General features: G+C 62.9%; 13 protein-coding genes and 1 tRNA gene. 8 read left to right on the top strand and 6 right to left on the bottom strand.

From position 1 onward, the window contains the following. Window positions 1–10: 10 nt before the first annotated feature. Entirely contained in the window at window positions 11–2797 is a 2787-nt protein-coding gene (locus KMZ29_RS05675) for a UPF0182 family membrane protein (RefSeq protein WP_215622815.1), read from the bottom strand. 260 nt (window positions 2798–3057) lie between these two features. Between KMZ29_RS05675 and KMZ29_RS05670 the strand changes: the two genes are divergently transcribed. The 5 genes from KMZ29_RS05670 (at window position 3058) to KMZ29_RS05650 (ending at window position 7557) form a co-directional block, all read left to right on the top strand. Next, window positions 3058–3477 (top strand): CBS domain-containing protein, encoded by a 420-nt coding sequence (locus tag KMZ29_RS05670; RefSeq protein ID WP_215622814.1) that lies wholly within the window; start codon window positions 3058–3060, stop codon window positions 3475–3477. A 204-nt stretch (window positions 3478–3681) separates the two neighbouring features. Further along, window positions 3682–3900, top strand: coding sequence for a hypothetical protein (locus tag KMZ29_RS05665; protein WP_215622813.1), 219 nt, complete (start codon window positions 3682–3684; stop codon window positions 3898–3900). Between the two features lie 39 nt (window positions 3901–3939). Next, window positions 3940–4869: a radical SAM protein gene (locus KMZ29_RS05660; protein ID WP_215622812.1), complete on the top strand. Its 930-nt coding sequence runs from the start codon at window positions 3940–3942 to the stop codon at window positions 4867–4869. After that, window positions 4862–6289, top strand: coding sequence for a radical SAM/SPASM domain-containing protein (locus tag KMZ29_RS05655; protein WP_215622811.1), 1428 nt, complete (start codon window positions 4862–4864; stop codon window positions 6287–6289). The genes KMZ29_RS05660 and KMZ29_RS05655 overlap by 8 nt, the downstream gene beginning before the upstream one ends. A gap of 14 nt (window positions 6290–6303) precedes the next feature. Beyond that, window positions 6304–7557, top strand: coding sequence for a cysteine peptidase family C39 domain-containing protein (locus KMZ29_RS05650; protein WP_215622810.1), 1254 nt, complete (start codon window positions 6304–6306; stop codon window positions 7555–7557). Window positions 7558–8136: 579 nt separating this feature from the next. Here KMZ29_RS05650 and KMZ29_RS05645 read toward each other — a convergent pair. Further along, window positions 8137–8211: transfer RNA gene (locus KMZ29_RS05645), tRNA-Glu, on the bottom strand. A 190-nt stretch (window positions 8212–8401) separates the two neighbouring features. After that, a complete protein-coding gene (locus KMZ29_RS26615) occupies window positions 8402–8740 on the bottom strand; it encodes a hypothetical protein (protein ID WP_249779533.1) in 339 nt (112 codons plus the stop codon). Here KMZ29_RS26615 and KMZ29_RS05635 point away from each other — a divergent pair. Together KMZ29_RS05635 and rpoH are read left to right on the top strand one after the other, a co-directional pair. Further along, window positions 8739–9752, top strand: coding sequence for an RluA family pseudouridine synthase (locus KMZ29_RS05635; protein ID WP_249779832.1), 1014 nt, complete (start codon window positions 8739–8741; stop codon window positions 9750–9752). The two genes, KMZ29_RS26615 and KMZ29_RS05635, sit on opposite strands and share 2 nt — an antisense overlap. Window positions 9753–9968: 216 nt before the next feature. Further along, entirely contained in the window at window positions 9969–10868 is a 900-nt protein-coding gene (gene rpoH / locus KMZ29_RS05630) for an RNA polymerase sigma factor RpoH (RefSeq protein ID WP_215622808.1), read from the top strand. Window positions 10869–11130: 262 nt separating this feature from the next. Here rpoH and KMZ29_RS05625 read toward each other — a convergent pair whose 3' ends face one another. Together KMZ29_RS05625 and KMZ29_RS05620 are read right to left on the bottom strand one after the other, a co-directional pair. Next, on the bottom strand, window positions 11131–11754 hold the full coding sequence (locus tag KMZ29_RS05625) for a peptidoglycan recognition protein family protein (protein ID WP_215622807.1): 624 nt from the start codon (window positions 11752–11754) through the stop codon (window positions 11131–11133). A gap of 21 nt (window positions 11755–11775) precedes the next feature. Then, window positions 11776–13002, bottom strand: a complete 1227-nt coding sequence (locus KMZ29_RS05620) for a GGDEF domain-containing protein (protein WP_215622806.1) — start codon at window positions 13000–13002, stop codon at window positions 11776–11778. Between the two features lie 798 nt (window positions 13003–13800). On the opposite strand from KMZ29_RS05620, the gene KMZ29_RS05615 reads away from it, so the two are divergent. Further along, complete coding sequence (locus KMZ29_RS05615) at window positions 13801–14643, top strand: SDR family NAD(P)-dependent oxidoreductase (protein ID WP_215622805.1); 843 nt, start codon at window positions 13801–13803, stop codon at window positions 14641–14643. A gap of 42 nt (window positions 14644–14685) precedes the next feature. Here the strand turns inward: KMZ29_RS05615 and KMZ29_RS05610 are convergent, their stop codons facing one another. Further along, the gene (locus tag KMZ29_RS05610) at window positions 14686–15489 is read right to left on the bottom strand and encodes a lytic murein transglycosylase (protein WP_215622804.1); all 804 of its coding nucleotides are present in this window, start codon (window positions 15487–15489) and stop codon (window positions 14686–14688) included. Between the last annotated feature and the right edge of the window lie 177 nt (window positions 15490–15666).

Genomic DNA, 15666 nt, shown 5'->3' with positions numbered 1-15666 from the left:
AGATAGTGGGCTAGTGGCCGGTGGAGTGCCGGTTCATTTCCTCCAGAAGCTCGCGCATGGCATCGAACTGCGTGCCGAAGCCTTTCCAATCTCCGGACTTCAATCGCTCGACTGCCTGATTGTAGCGATCAAGCGCCTCCCGTGCCTGACTTGCCGCCGGGCGTCTGGCGGGCATCTCCCCTGCCGTGCTTGAAACCGCCGGCGCGGCGCCGGGCTCCATGAACAGCGCTGACAAGGCCTCCGCGAGCGTCTCCTTCATCACCACATGTTCACCGTAGGCTGCGATCACGCGTTTCAGCTCCGGCAGGTGTCCGTGCTCCGCCCGCAAATAGAGCGGTGTCACGTAAAGAATCGAGTTCTCGATCGGGATCACAAGCAGGTTCGCACCGCGGATCACCCGCGAACCCATCTGGTTCCACAGCGTGATTTGCTGGGAGATCTCGGTACTCTGATTGATCCGCGCCTCGATCTGGAACGGCCCGTAGACAAGCTTCTCCTTGGGAAATTCGTAAACGATCAGCTTGCCGTAGTCGGGCCCATCGCAGCGCGCGGCGAGCCACGCGATCATGTTGTCGCGGCGGCTCGGCACCATCGGGAGCATGAGGAAGAACTCGGCATGCGGCTCCCCGGGCAGCCGCATGATGATGTAATAGGGCGCCATCATCGCGGTGCCGCCTCCGCCCGGTTGGCGCGGGAATTGCCAAAGATCCTCGCGGTTGTAGAAAACCTCGGCCGCCTCCATGTGGTAGGTTTGATACAGCCGCGCCTGAATCAGGAACATATCCTCCGGATAGCGAATATGCTTCTGCAAATCTGAAGGCATGGCCGCGAACGGCTTGAACAGGCTCGGAAAGATGCGCTGGTAGGTCGTGACAATCGGGTCGCCGGGATCCATCAGATAGAAGTCGACGGTCCCGTTATAAGCATCGACGATCACCTTCACCGAATTGCGGATGTAGTTGAGATCGAAATTTTGCGCCGGCTGCGCAGAGGGGAAATAGGAGCTCGTCGTGTAGGCGTCCTGCATCCAGAACATCCGCCCATTGCTGATGACCAGATAGGGATCATGATCGAGCCCGAGGAACGGCGCGATCGTTCGCACCCGTTCCTGGATATTGCGCCGGATCATGATCCGGCTGTCGGCAGTGATGTAGCTTGAGAGCAGCAGGTTCGGGTCGTTGAAGTAACAGGCGAACAGCATTCTGCTCGCCAACGCTCCGATCGGAACGCCGCCGGTACCGTCATAGGCAGCATAGACGTTGTCTTTCCCCTTCGGATAATCGAACTCCGGCGTGCTCCCCTTGACGATGACGTAGCTGTCGCGCTCTTCGCCGTAGTAGATGCGCGGTTCATGGATCGGGGGGCCTCCGTCCGCAACGGGAGGGATGTCGCGCAAATAGAGGAATGGCAACCCTTCGGCGCTCTTGCGAGTGACCGGGCTCATCACCGCGCCGCTGCCGTGCGTAAACAGCACGTGGCGGTTGACCCATGTCTGGGCATTCGGCGGCAACAAGGCGGGCCGCAGTTCGCGCGCCGAGAGCATTACGCTCTGGTAGGAACCATCAAGCCAGTAGCGATCAACGTCGAGATGATGGAATTTGTAATAGGTGCGGATCTCCTGCAGTTGCGCGTAGGTGTCCGACAAGGGCAGCCAGTCCCATAGCCTGATATTTTCGATTGTCGCCTTGTTGGCCTCCAGCGTCTTGAAGGTAAGCCTCTGTTCGGCAGCAAACGGCCTGGCTGTGATCCGATCGAGATTGTATGCCTGCCGGGTGAGCGCGATGCTGCGTTCGATGTAGGGCTTCTCCAGCTGCAACTCGCTCGGTTTGACGAAGAAGTGCCGGAACAGCACGGGGACTGCGCCGGACAGCACGAAAGAGCCGAGGCCGACGAGTATGAACGCGGCGGCGGGAAGCCAGTAGGTGCGCACCCGGAGGTTTGCCCACGCGGCGAACGCCGCGACGATCGAGAGCCCGATCAACAGCCACAGACCCGGTATCCCCACGTGTACGTCGGTGTAGCTTGCGCCGACGACGACGCCGTTGTCGCCATAGAGCAGCAGATAACGGTCGAGGCCGTAGGACCAGGCCTTCACGACGAAGAGGAGACCGAGCAACGCCGAGCCGTGGGCAATTGCCGTCGGCGACATCGATCGGTGGTGAATGTCGTATTCGATGTCGCCATGCACCCAATAGATCGTTGCGGCGAAGAACGCGCTCAGAACGAGTGTGAGCAGCATCCAGTTCTTGATGAGGATATAGGCCGGCAGGACGAAGAGATAGAAACCGATGTCCTTGTCGAACAGCGGGTCGCCTGCACCATAGGGGACGTGATAGAAAAACTGCAGGATGACGCCCCAATTGCCGACCTCGGCCGCGGCCACCAGCAGAGCGAGCAAACCTGCACCGCCCGCGATGACCCGGGACCACGGCAGCCGATCGCGCATGACCGCCAACAGGTCGGGGGGCGGCACGTTGCCCGCAAGATTCCACATGAATGCAGGGACAGATTGCCTCGGCTGCCGGCGGGCAAATCGCACCGCGAGCCATCCGTTCAGCCAAAGGATGACCGCCGTTCCCGTCCAGACCGCAAAAAGGACGACGGCTTTAGCGCCGATCGTCGTCCAAAAAACCTGCAGATAGCCGATCGAGGAAAACCATAGCCAGTCAACCAGGAAGTCGCTCGCGAGCCAAAGCAGGATCAGGCCAATCCCGACCAAGACGGCCGCAATGATGAACCCGACCACGGCGCTTTGCCTTGGTACCTTCCGTTCGGGTCCAGTAATCCCGATCGTCATGTTTTAATCGTAGCAGAAATGAAGGACGCTTACCGCTTGAATCGTGGTCGGGATTGGCGCGCCAGGGCCACGGACCTGGATTTGCCGGGTTCCACCAATCCGCTTGCGCAGGAGGGCGGCAGCGACGCGTTTGCCAGGTCCGATCGCGCAGGAATGATGCTTTCTCCTGCGACCTCGCCCGCGATCGGTTGTATAGTGAAAGCGGGGGGCTGTGCTGCATTGCATCAAGTACACCTGAAACCCAGCAAGGGAGTTCCGCCATGAAAGTCAAAGACGTGATGCACAAGGGTGTCGACTGGGTCAGCCCCAACACCCCCGTTACCGAACTCGCGAAACTGATGCGGGGCCATGACATCGGCTGCATTCCGATTGGGGAGGACGACCAACTGATCGGGATGGTGACCGACCGCGACATCGTCTGCAAAGGGCTGGCGAGCAACAACTTCGATGTCGGCCGCGCCAAGGCGCGCGATGTGATGACCGAGGGCATCCATTGTTGCCGGGAGGACGATGACCTCGCAAAGGCGGTGCACCACATGGAGGCGCTGAAGGTCCGCAGGCTGCCGGTGATCAACAAGAGCAAGCGAATGGTCGGCATGATCAGTCTGGGTGACGTCAGCCACTTCGCATCCAGTGATTTGCTGTCCGAGTGCGTCAAGAGCGTTTCGGCCCATCACTGAACCACGGCCGGTGCTCCTCTCGCGATAGCCGCCAGGCCGCACGATCAATCGCACGGTACCAAAGCCGGGGCGAAGTGCTCTGCTGCGCCCGAGAGATGGCGCTATAAAAAAATTATCTGAGTTGATTTGGATCAAATCATTCTTGATGCAACTCAAGCTTGATTTCAACCGTGGGATGTTTCGACTAAACACAGGAGATTTCCAATGGCAAAAGCAAAAACGGTCTCAGTAACGGCGATCGATGCGTCGACGCTCCAGGTTACTCTACCGGACGGACTTAGCGTACGTGCTGGCAAGCCTGTCCCTGTTGAAGTTCTCGAGATGGTCGCTGCTTTCGTACGCCTGCAAAGCAAAACTCCCGAGGCTGGAACGGAGCAGCCTGAGGGATGGTGTATTGGCGGCTGCGTCGGCCAACTGCACTGAGCCGGGGTTCAAGCGCAGGTTGAACGGTGGGGAGGCATCATGAAAGTAAAGAGCCTGACCATCCTTGTCACCCTGCGCTGCCCGGCGAGTTGCGCGCATTGCGCCGTCCACTCGTCGCCCCGGCGACGCGAGAAAATTGAGCCCGGACTCGCCCGGCAAGCCGTCGAGGAGGCCGCAGCGAGCGGCCTGAATATCGTGCTCTCTGGGGGCGAGGCGATGCTTTGCCCGACGCTCGTCTTCGATCTGGCAACGCGCGCTAGCCTCCATGGCGTGTCGGTCGCGGTCTACACCAATGGCTTCTGGGCGACGACGCCCGCGCGGGCCGAACGGATGACGCAAAGCCTCACTGAAGCCGGAGTGGATTGTCTGCTTCTGAGCACGGACGCGTTCCACTTGCCCTTCGTGCCGGTGACGCGGGTAGAAAACGCGTGCCGGGCCGCCGCGGCCACCGGCATGACCGTCGAAGTCGCCGTGCCCTCTCGGCCAGCGGACCGGGAGGCCGCCGCGGCGTTGGCCCGGCTTCGCCGGATTCCGGGAGTTCTGGTCAGATCACACGGTATCGCGCGGGCCGGCCGCGCGGCAAACCTGGAACTGGACAATTTTTGCAGCGGCATACCTGACGCGCCTTGCCACGTGTTGGGCCAGCTTGCGCTCGGGCCGGATGGGACACTTTACGCCTGTTGTGCCGCAGCGATCGGGTTCGGACCCGCAAGCCCGCTATGCGCCGGACGATTCGGCGAGCGCTCGCTCGCCCAGCTGATTGCACGCCTCGACCGGCGAATTCTGCTCGACGACATCCAGACCGAAGGTCCGCTGCGCGCCGCATTCCACGAGGCGCGGCGCAATCCGGCATTCTCGTTCGAATTCGCCGAATCCTACACCGATCAATGCGCGGCCTGCCGCGCCGTCTGCGCGGCATACGGGGAGGGTGAAGCGCGCACAATGATGCAAGGAGAGGTCCATGCTTAAGCGGTCGCGCTACGTGCAGGAACTCGATCTGAGCGAGGGACGCGTGCTGCTCGCCAATCTGCTTTGGAGGACTTATCTCGAACTGGGCATCGAGGACGCGGCCATTTGGCGTGACGCCAAGGTTTCCGCCGCGGGGCTCGAAACGCTGCCTCAGCCTTTGCGCGAGCAGCTTGGCGAGAACAAGATGCTGGTCGACCCTACGCTCGATGAAGCGGATTTCATGATGCGCCGGTACGAACGCATGCGTTTCTCGTTCGACATGTTGGGGCTGACCATTGCCCCTACCATCGATTGTAATTTCGCCTGCGTCTACTGTTATGAAAACAAGAGGCCGGGGCGCATGTCGCGACTGGTTGAAGATCAGATCATCGAATACGTCCGGCGTTTCCTGCCCGGACGCAAGACATTGTCGGTCACCTGGTATGGCGGTGAGCCACTCATGGGCAAGGAGACCATCTATCGACTGAGCGAAGCGTTCATCGGAATCGCGAGCGAGCTCGGTGCTTCCTATCAGGCATTCATGGTGACGAACGGCTATCTGCTACGTGCCGACGCCGTCGACCGCCTGCGCGAATTGGGGCACTGGCGTACCGTGCAAGTCACGCTCGACGGTGACGCGACGACCCATGACGTCAAGCGCCCCAGCAAGGCTGGCAGCCCGACTTTCGAGCGCGTCGTTGACAATCTCACATACGCCGCCGGCCAGCTTCCCATGGTCCTTCGGATGAACGTCGACACGCTGAACCCGGATGGCTGTCATCGTCTGCTTGAGCTTCTGGCGGCGCGCGGGCTGGCAGGGCGCCTGCGCATTGCCTTCGCCCCCATCCACCCCTTCGGTCAGGGGTGTCATGACATTGCCGAGAAGGAGCAGGTGAAGGTTGCGACCAACGAGGATTTTGCCGCCACCGAGATCGGCCTCGTCGCCCACGCCAAGTTGCTCGGATTCTCGACATCTGAAAGGTTGAGCGGCCCCTGGCTCCAGCAGTGCCAAGCCGTGACCACCCATTCGATTGTTGTGGAGCCGGATGGCAGCCTGCAGCGTTGCTGGCTCGAGGTCGGAGAGAATGACAAGCGGGTCGGCCACATCACCAGGGCAATGGATCTGTCCGACGAGCGTAATTTGCGCTGGCTGCGCTTCGATCCGACCCGCGATGACCCCTGTCGCAGTTGTAACGTCTTGCCGGTCTGTTTTGGCGGTTGTCCGCATCGTCACGTGGAGCACGCGCCGTCGGAATTCACCTGCAATCAGATCCGCTACAATTTGAGGGAAATGATCCTGTTCGAATATCTGGCCAAGCACCGGCCGACCGCATTGGCCGAGATGGTGGTCGCGCAAGCGGCCGGATCGAGGTGGGGATCGTCTGCCGCAAAGGCGGGGTGCGGTAATTGCACAGCCCGCGAGCGCCGACTGCAGGCTTGAAAGGAATCGTAGCCATGGCCGACGGAGCTTCGATCGGCAGCGACGTTCAGTTGGAGCTACTCGACTTCCTGTTTCGCAGTTTCAGCGCCGATATCGGGTTGATGTCGGGACTCGATCTGGAAGGCAGCCGAATCTCGAAAGATCTCCCGCTTCCCATTGCCGACCTCAACAGCTCGCCGCTATTCCTAGACTATGCGGTGATCAATGCGAGCGGCAAGAAGATCGGCGTCGTCCGCAGCTCCGCGCGCGGCACCGAATTTCCCCTGATCGATTCCATCATGATCGGCCGAACGCTGTTCGAGCAGGCGGAGGCGGAGCGGCAGGTCCTGGCACAGGCCGCCAAGGATTACCCCGGCGCCAAACTGTCGACCGCGGGCTTCGTGTGCTACGGCTATCCGCGCATCGGCATCGTGGTGTTGGTCGCCGACGGCAGCCAGCAACGCAGGGCGATCTATGACGCTCACATGACGTCATACCGGGTCCGTGAGCTGGCCGGCACGAAGATCGGCGAGGCCGGGGCCCGCGGCGGCGATCTGCCCGAGGGGGAGCCGTTCTACTCCTTTATCGATCGGCTGCCAGAGGCGGGACCGAGCCCGGTGATAGGCCAGCAGTGGAATTCCGCCATGCGCTATGTCGCAACTGTAAGAGCCTTCCAGAGCGGACGATCAGCGGCTCCGGCGGCTGTCGAGCTGCTAAGCACAAAACAGGCGGAACGGCTAATTCGCGAGAGCATGGCAGCGTCGCTCGCGGCACCAGCGCCGCCCCGGCCGGCCATCAGCGGTACGGTTCTGCCGATATTGCGACTGATCGGACAGGAGACGCCGGTGTTTTGCGCGGTGGCGACCGCGGCGATGATCCTCGAATATATCGGCTACACGGGTTTCACCCAGCAAGACATTGCCAAGGTCTTCAAGACCGGCGAATACGGCACTTACAACGCCGACATGATCAGTGGATTCGAGACGCTGACGAATGGCGGTTGGCGGGCAGCTGTCGACACCGCACCCACGGTCGACAAGGCCCGCGACTACCTTGGCTCCATGATTCCCGGGAAGACCGGCATCCTCGGACACGCCCGGCTGCTGCGCGGCTGGCGCGAGTACTCCTACGTCGAGCCGCGGAGCGGCCATATTATGTTCAGGGATAGCTATTACCTCGTTAACGATCCCTACCCTATCGGCAGCGGGCAGTTGGTCATGGAGAGTCTGATGAAACCGATCGGCGATTTCTACCGCAACCTGTTGTCGCTATCACCGACGGCGCCCTAGGCCGTGTTGACGGTTTTGATCCAAGGCCTTGCGGTTGGAATGCATGGCATCGAGGGAAATGCCCTGGCAGTTTTCTCGTAACGTGCGGGGGAATTGCCTAAGCCGCTTGACGCATCGTTCAATGAGGTTGCGCCGCTTGTAGTGTAAATCCACAGCGGGGCTCGACGCCGATTGGTAGGCTAAGCTATTAATCTGTTCCCTATTGAAGGGGGCATATCCGAGCATCCCGGTAAGTGCAGGCGGACGAAGCCGACGGAGCAGGTCGCCTAGGTTGGCGCCAGCGCACGATAGCCCGGTGGCGCTAACTCCAAATTTGTCGCATGTGGATGGCTCAACTGGAAGAGGGCGGTAGGCGGCTTGCCCACAACCCCCGCCCCTTGCCCCACCACGGGCTAATACCCTTGTTGCTGTGGCTATCGTAATGCGTTTGCCGCCCCCGGCTGGACCCACTCACCCCTGAGGAGAACCTGGCCCGGACGCCCGTCGCGCGGACTGCGCTTAAGCCGGGTCGATACACGGTTTATATTTGCTCGGTCAGGCGGGACAGCAGCTTCACGTCTAGTAAGTTACTGAAAACGCTGGCGCTCCCTAGGGGAATCGAACCCCTGTTTCAGCCTTGAGAGGGCCGCGTCCTAACCGCTAGACGAAGGGAGCGTTGGCAGAGGGAATAGCCTCGAAATCGGCTGGCCGCAAGGCGGGTTTGGGTCTGAGAATGCAGCAAACCGGGGCTTCATGCTGAGAACTTCGTCATGCCCGGGCTTGTTCCGGACATCCACGTCTTCGCGCAAACTGAGCAAGGAAGTCGTGGATGGCCGGGTCAAAGCCCGGCCATGACGGCAATGGTTTACGGTTCGCTGACGAATTTCAGCCTTCCGGCGGGTTTCAGCGTGCGCGCGTCGAAGGTGCGGATTTCGGTCACGCCGCCGATATCCAGCGTCAGCAGCAGCCGGTCGCCGGCGATGCCGGTTGCGACGATGCGGGCGCCCTTCGGCAGGCTGGCGGTGACTTCGGTGGCGGCGGCCGTCACACTTCCCTCGGATCGGAAAAGGCGGTAGCCGATGGCGATCAGAACGGCCGCTACCGCCAGCGCCGTGGTAAGGCCCGCAATCAGCATCATCCGCCGCACCCGCGCGAACAGCGCGGCCTGCTCGGGGGTCGGTTCGGGCGCAACGGTTTCGGTCATGCAAAGCTCGTCTTCGAATAGCGGTCAGAGGTTCAGGGTCACCGTCGCCGGCGACGAGGGATCGGCCCGGCTCGACCGCGTGCTGGCGGTGCGCCGGCCGGAGCTGTCGCGCTCGCGGCTGAAAGCGCTGATCCTGGCCGGTTCCGTCACCGCCGGAGGCGCCCCCATCCGCGACCCCGCTTATCATGTCGCCGCGGGCGATACGATCACAATCGACGTGCCGGAAGCGGTCGCCGCCGAGCCCAAGGCCGAAGATATCGCGCTCGATATCGTCTACGAGGATGACGACATCGTCGTCATCGACAAGCCCAGGGGCCTCGTGGTGCATCCGGCCGCCGGCCACGAAACCGGCACCCTGGTCAACGCCCTGATCGCCCATTGCGGGGCCAGCCTTTCCGGCATCGGCGGCGTCAAGCGCCCGGGCATCGTGCACCGGCTCGACAAGGACACCACCGGGCTGATGGTGGTGGCCAAGAACGACCGCGCGCATAAATCGCTGACCGAGCAATTCGCCGACCACGGCCGCACCAACGAGATGCGGCGCGGCTACCTGGCCTTCGTCTGGGGCGTGCCGAACCGGCAGCGCGGCACCGTCGACGCGCCGATCGACCGCCACCCCTACGCCCGGGAGAAAATGGCGGTGCGCGAGGGCGGCCGCGAGGCCGTCACCCATTGGGAAATCCGGGAGACCTTCAACGGGCGCGACGGCAAACCGGTCGCCGCCCTTTTGGCCTGCCAGCTCGAGACCGGCCGAACCCACCAGATCCGGGTGCATCTGGCCCATATCGGCCACCCCCTGATGGGCGACGCCGTCTATGGCCCCCACTTCAAGACCAAGGCCAGCCACCTCGGCCCCCAGGCCCAGGCGGCCCTGGCCGGCCTCGGCCGCCAAGCGCTACATGCATACCTTCTGGCGCTGGAACACCCCAAAACCGGGGAGATTTTGCACTGGGAGGCCGACCTGCCGGAGGATTTGCTTCTCCTGCAAAGCGCCCTGCGAGCGGCGCTATGACGCAGGCCGGCTGAAAAAACGCTGTTATTCCAGCAGGTTATGCCTGCCACACGGGGACGTGACCCCCACAATCCTTCCAAAAGCCTCTCGATTTAGTGTATGTTGCATCTGCGTTGAATATCCAACGCGGAACATCGCAGCCCGGGCGGCTTTAACACAGCGTCCGTCTGCCGGGCCCGCCGCTATCGGGGGCCTGAACCACTGGAGGGCGCTCGAATGGCCCGTACAGCTACCCTGCCGGTTCTCAACGGAGAATCCGGCCTCTCCCGCTACCTTGCCGAGATCCGCAAATTTCCGATGCTGGAACCCCAGCAGGAATACATGTTCGCCAAGCGCTGGCGCGAGCATGACGATCGCGAGGCGGCACACCACCTTGTCACCAGCCATCTCCGGCTCGTGGCCAAGATCGCCATGGGCTATCGCGGCTACGGCTTGCCGATCTCCGAGGTGGTCTCGGAAGGCAATGTCGGCCTGATGCAGGCGGTCAAGCGGTTCGAGCCCGACAAGGGTTTTCGGCTCGCCACCTATGCCATGTGGTGGATCAAGGCCTCGATACAAGAGTACATCCTGCGTTCCTGGTCGCTCGTGAAGATGGGCACCACCGCGAACCAGAAGAAGCTGTTCTTCAACCTGCGCAAGGCGAAGAGCAAGATCTCCGCGCTGGACGAGGGTGATCTCCACCCCGACCAGGTGAAACTGATTGCCAAGCGCCTCGGCGTCACGGACCAGGACGTGATCGACATGAACCGCCGTCTCGGCGGCGATGCCTCGCTCAACGCGCCGATCCGCGACGACGGCGAAGCCGGCGAATGGCAGGACTGGCTGGTCGATACCTCGCCCAACCAGGAAGCCATCATGGCCGAGCACGAGGAGTTCGATCATCGCCGGCAGGCGCTGATCGGCGCCATCGGCGTGCTCAACCCGCGCGAACGCCGCATCTTCGAAGCGCGGCGTCTGGCGGAAGAGCCGATGACGCTGGAAGACCTCGCCGCCGAATTCGGCGTGTCGCGCGAGCGCGTGCGGCAGATCGAGGTCCGCGCCTTCGAGAAGGTGCAGTCGGCCGTCAAGGGCACGATCGCCAGGCAGGAAGCGGCCGCGCTTGAAGCCGCGCATTGATCGCATGATCATGCGCCAATAGAGTTAGGCGGATCGAAACGAACCAGGGAAGCCGGCGGCAACGCCGGCTTTTTTGTTGTCGGGTGAACGCTTCAACAAATGCTGCGTCGTCCCGGCGAACGCCGGGACCCATACTCCGCGGCGGTCATGGGAGAGGCAGTGCTAATTGCTTTTCTTCTGCTCGTCGTAACAATGAACATTTGGGGTTATGGGTCCCCGCGTGCGCGGGGACGACATTGTTGAGAGTTTACCCCCTCAGTACCTACTCTCCCCACTGCCTTGCCAGCGTTGCCAGCGCGCAGCCTTCGCAATAGCGCGCGTCCTTGTAGTCGATCCAGTTATGAGCATAGACCCGCTCGAGCGGGATGCCGTAGCGCGTCCGCAGCAGCTTCACCAGAATCCGCCATGCCTCGATCTGCGCCTCGGTCGGGCCGCGCGCGACATCGGGATAATTGCCGGCGAATTCCACCCCGATCGAATTGGCACCTACCACCTGGCCAAAGGTCGGGCGGTTGTCGATGTATTTGTTGTCGTTGCGGTTGGCGCCGTCGCCATGGGTCGGCACCAGATTCTCCGCCACCGCCCAGTACACCGTGCCATCGGTTTCGACCCAGACGGTGACGCCGCGCCGCGTCGGATTCCTGGCCTGCGCCTGCGCGCCGCCGCGCGCCGAGCCGGCCGGCCCCTCGGTCTGGTGCACGATGATATTGCGCCAGGGATGGGCCTTTGCGACCTCGCCCCATGGCGCCAGCCAGACCATCTTCAGCCCGGGAATTTCGGGCGTGCCCGACGCCTTCGCGATGGTCCCGAGGTCGGGCGTCTGCGCGGCGGCCGGAGCAACAATCATGATGGCGGCGAGCGCCATCGCTAACAGGCGAACGTTCATGACCCCAGCGTCTAGCACGCTTCACGCATGCTTGCGCAGGGCTCGCTCCGGCATAGCCGCGGGGTCGATCCCGGGCGCCAGCGGCGGGGCGGGATCGTAGACCGCGTGGCGGTTCTTGCCGTCCTTCTTGGCGACGTAGAGCGCGTGGTCGGCGGCGGCCATCAGCCGGTCCGGGAAGTTTCCCATCTGTCTCGTCCACTGCGCGACCCCGATCGAGAGCGAGATCGGGATATCGCTGCCGACGCAGGCCTCGGCATCCTCGCGGCAGACATCCAGTATCCGGCGGGCGATCATCGCGCCCTCGCGCAAGGTCGAGGACGGCAGCACGACGCAGAACTCGTCGCCGCCGGTGCGCGCCAGCATGTCGCCGGGCCGCAGCCGGGTCTGCGCCATCAGGGTGAAATGCTGCAGGCAGGCGTCGCCCGCGGCGTGGCCATGGGTATCGTTGATCGCCTTGAAGCCGTCGAGATCGATCACCAGCAGCGAGAACGCCTCGCCGCTGCGCTCCGACCGCGCGCATTCCTCGGTCAGCCGCTGCAGCAGGTGCCGGCGGTTGCCGACGCCGGTGAGATCGTCGAGCAGCGCCAGGTCGGCGACCTCGTTGCGCAGCCGGTCCATCGCCATCAGCAGGAAGCCGAAATTCCACGCCATCGACAGGAACATCAGGACCAGGATCAGGACGGACTGCACCGGATTGAAGCGGATGAATGAGAATTCGACACCGGCATGGAACAGGTTGCTCGCCACCCGGAAGGCATAGATGGCGATGATCAGGACGGCGACGGTGGCCGCCAGCCGCGCGCCGGGGTTGATGCGGCCGTTCTGCCGCGACAGCAACAGCTTCAGCGTCAGGATGATCGGCAGCACCTGGGCGACCGAATAGATCGTCAGCCGGACCGGCATGTTATCGTAGCCGAAGATGAAGAAGGTCATGCCGGCGCAGCCCAGGCCGGTAGTCAGCGCGGTTTGGCGCCAGTCGACCGGCCGGCCGTAGAACCGCCGGATGCCCATCGCGGCCAAGCAGGCGGCCAAAATCAGCACGGTGCCACCGGTCAGCAGCGGCAGCAGCGAATCCACCACGACACGCAGGCTTGCCAGCGATGCGCCGGCGGCCGCGGCGAACGCCGAGGCGGTCCAGAACCGTGCGGCCCCGAAGGTCGGGTAGCTGCGCGCGACATAGGCCCAGATCAGGCCGAGCGCGAGAAAGTTGATGACGAATGCCGTCCACAGCGTCGGAACATTCAGCATCGCGAAGTCAGAACACCCATGGCCCTGCCTCCCCCGTTATCGAACAGCCCACCCATGACGATCCCCTTGTTGGCAGCAAAGTGCAGCCGCGGCACTTAACGGACCCTCACCGCGGCGCGGCAATCGCTGCCGTGGTTTTGAAATGATGAATACGGCGGGGACACTTGGCGCCACCGCGCCGCTGTACCGGATCGATGCAGCCAGCGCCGCCGTGTTGGCGCGCTTAACCGAGACGCGTCGACGCGGCACATGGCGCGGGCGAAAAGCACGCCAAAAACCCATAACAGCTGTGGATAACGTGATGACAGCGGCGTGACAGCGCGAGGCAGTCGCCCGCGAATCTGCTCGGATAATGATTGAGGCTGTTGCGAGGCTAGGCCCTCCCCGAGCATGCCTCGTGTCGCGTTTCCACCCATTAAACCCAAAGAGGATGCTATGGCTAAGAAAGCGAAGAAGGCGAAAAAGGCGAAGAAGGTGAAAAAGGCGAAGAAGGCCAAGAAGTAACCTTCAAGCCCGGGTGGAGCCTCAGCTCCGCCCGGGCACCCGGTGCCAGGCGAAGTGATTTTTATTAAAGCGGCGGGCCTCGTGCCCGCCTTTTTGATTCTGGGTACAGGTGCAGGCCCACCCGTCATTGCGAGCGCAGCGAAGCAATCCACCCTTCCTTTGTGGCCCTATGGATTGCTTCGCTGCGCTCGCAATGACGGCTCTGGTATCGTAGCCCGGATGGCTTTGCCAAAGCCTCCCGGCCATATAAGGCTTCGCCCGCAAAATCCTGTTCCCTGCCTGGAGTGACATCTGATGACTGCGATCAATGGAGCAGCGGCAGCCGTAACCGGCGCCGCCAGTGGCATCGGCCGGGCGCTGGCGCTCGAACTCGCCGCGCGCGGCTGCGACCTGGCGCTGGCTGACCGCGACGAGGCGGGCCTGCAGGCGCTCGCCGCCGAGATCGGTCAAGCGCAGCAGCAGCGCAAGGTCACGGTGCACCAGGTCGATGTCGGCGTGCCCAAGCAGATCGAGGCCTTCGCGCAAGGAGCCATCGCGGCCCACCCCGGCCTCAACATCGTCATCAACAATGCCGGCGTCGCGCTGATGGGCATGTTCGACGAGGTCGACCAGGCTCAGATGGAATGGCTTGTTAACATCAATTTCTGGGGCGTGGTGCACGGCACGCGCGCGTTCCTGCCGCAGCTTTCGCGCCAACGCGAGGCGCATATCGTCAACCTCTCCTCGATCTTCGGCATCATCGCGCCGCCAGGCCAGACCGCCTATTGCGCGGCGAAGTTCGCGGTGCGCGGCTTTTCGGAAAGCCTGCGGCACGAGCTGCAGATGGCGAACAGCCCGGTGCGGCTGTCGGTGGTGCACCCCGGCGGCGTTTCCACCAACATCGCCCGCAACTCCCGCACCGGCTCCGGCATGACCGACAATGCGCGCCGCGCGCAATCGATCGAGCGCTTCGATGCGATGGCCAAGACCTCGCCGGCGGCCGCGGCGCTGCGCATCATCGAAGGCATCGAGAAGAACCAGCCACGCATCCTGATCGGCAACGACGCCCGCTTCATGGATTTGCTGCAACGCTTTCGCCCCGGCACTTACTGGGCGGTGCTGGCGCGGCGGATCGAGAAGATGGCGGCGGGGAAGTAGGTTGGCGGCGTTCCGGGGCTTGGACGACGGGTGTGAGAGCGCCTACTGCCCCACCAGCCGATCCGCGAAATACGCGATGGTCTTGCGATAGATCGAGGCCCGGTTCCATTCGCGCATGGCTTCGAAATTCGCGGTGCCTTCGCCGTAGGGCGCGCCGTTCTTGAAGCCGCTGACGTGCAACAAATTGGCGGTGGAGGCCAGCACGTCCGGGATGCTGTGGCGCAGGTCGACATGGCCGTTGCCGTCGAAATCGACGCCGTATTTGATGTAGGACGACGGCAAGAATTGCGTCTGGCCGATTTCGCCGGCAAACGCCCCGATCAGATCGCGCAAGGGCAGATCGCCGCGCTGCACGATCTTCAGCGCCGCCAAGAGTTCGCCCTGGAACAGTTCGGTACGGCGGCAATCATGCGCCATGGTGGCCAGCGTGCGGACCACCGGCATCTTGCCGATGTCGCCCTTGCCGTAATCGGATTCCAGCCCCCAGATCGCGACGATGATCTGCGGCGGCACCCCGAACCGCTTCTCGATCCGCGACAGCAGCGTGGCGTGACGCTGCAGCATCTGCCGTCCGATGTTGATGCGCCCGGGACCGACCCGGGTGGAGACGTATTGCTCGAAGGTCTTGTTGAAGGTGCCGCGCTGGCGCCGGTCGAAATTCAATACCGCCGGATCCTGCGTCACGCCGGAAAGCGCCTGCGAGATCACCGCCGGCGAAACCCCCGCAGCCTGCGCCTCCGCCGACATCGCCGCCACGAAGCTGTTGAAATCGCCGCCGCAGCGGGCGGCGAAAGAGGGGGTGGCGATCACGGCGCCGAACACAACTGCCAGAAGAAGCCTGCGCATGCGAATCCCTTGTTGCTGCTGCTTGCGATCATGCCATGAAAAGTTGCGGTCCGCACAACGTCATTGCGAGCGCAGCGAAGCAATCCATTTTCGCCGCGTAGAAAGATGGATTGCTTCGTCGCGGAGCCTGTCATCGGGCGCGCGCGTTCGCGCGACCCGTTGGCTCCTCGCAATGAC

Source organism: Bradyrhizobium sediminis (assembly GCF_018736085.1).
Classification (GTDB): domain Bacteria; phylum Pseudomonadota; class Alphaproteobacteria; order Rhizobiales; family Xanthobacteraceae; genus Bradyrhizobium; species Bradyrhizobium sediminis.
This window is presented reverse-complemented; position numbering and strand designations above follow the sequence as displayed.

Excerpts from the sequence above, each read along its gene's own strand:
- KMZ29_RS05625 (WP_215622807.1), bottom strand. The coding sequence starts at position 11,754 with ATGAACGTTCGCCTGTTAGCGATGGCGCTCGCCGCCATCATGATTGTT.
- KMZ29_RS05675 (WP_215622815.1), bottom strand. The coding sequence starts at position 2,797 with ATGACGATCGGGATTACTGGACCCGAACGGAAGGTACCAAGGCAAAGC.
- KMZ29_RS05635 (WP_249779832.1), top strand. The coding sequence starts at position 8,739 with ATGCAAAGCTCGTCTTCGAATAGCGGTCAGAGGTTCAGGGTCACCGTC.
- KMZ29_RS05650 (WP_215622810.1), top strand. The coding sequence starts at position 6,304 with ATGGCCGACGGAGCTTCGATCGGCAGCGACGTTCAGTTGGAGCTACTC.
- KMZ29_RS05665 (WP_215622813.1), top strand. The coding sequence starts at position 3,682 with ATGGCAAAAGCAAAAACGGTCTCAGTAACGGCGATCGATGCGTCGACG.
- KMZ29_RS05670 (WP_215622814.1), top strand. The coding sequence starts at position 3,058 with ATGAAAGTCAAAGACGTGATGCACAAGGGTGTCGACTGGGTCAGCCCC.
- KMZ29_RS05655 (WP_215622811.1), top strand. The coding sequence starts at position 4,862 with ATGCTTAAGCGGTCGCGCTACGTGCAGGAACTCGATCTGAGCGAGGGA.
- KMZ29_RS05615 (WP_215622805.1), top strand. The coding sequence starts at position 13,801 with ATGACTGCGATCAATGGAGCAGCGGCAGCCGTAACCGGCGCCGCCAGT.
- KMZ29_RS05660 (WP_215622812.1), top strand. The coding sequence starts at position 3,940 with ATGAAAGTAAAGAGCCTGACCATCCTTGTCACCCTGCGCTGCCCGGCG.
- rpoH (WP_215622808.1), top strand. The coding sequence starts at position 9,969 with ATGGCCCGTACAGCTACCCTGCCGGTTCTCAACGGAGAATCCGGCCTC.
- KMZ29_RS05620 (WP_215622806.1), bottom strand. The coding sequence starts at position 13,002 with ATGCTGAATGTTCCGACGCTGTGGACGGCATTCGTCATCAACTTTCTC.
- KMZ29_RS26615 (WP_249779533.1), bottom strand. The coding sequence starts at position 8,740 with ATGACCGAAACCGTTGCGCCCGAACCGACCCCCGAGCAGGCCGCGCTG.
- KMZ29_RS05610 (WP_215622804.1), bottom strand. The coding sequence starts at position 15,489 with ATGCGCAGGCTTCTTCTGGCAGTTGTGTTCGGCGCCGTGATCGCCACC.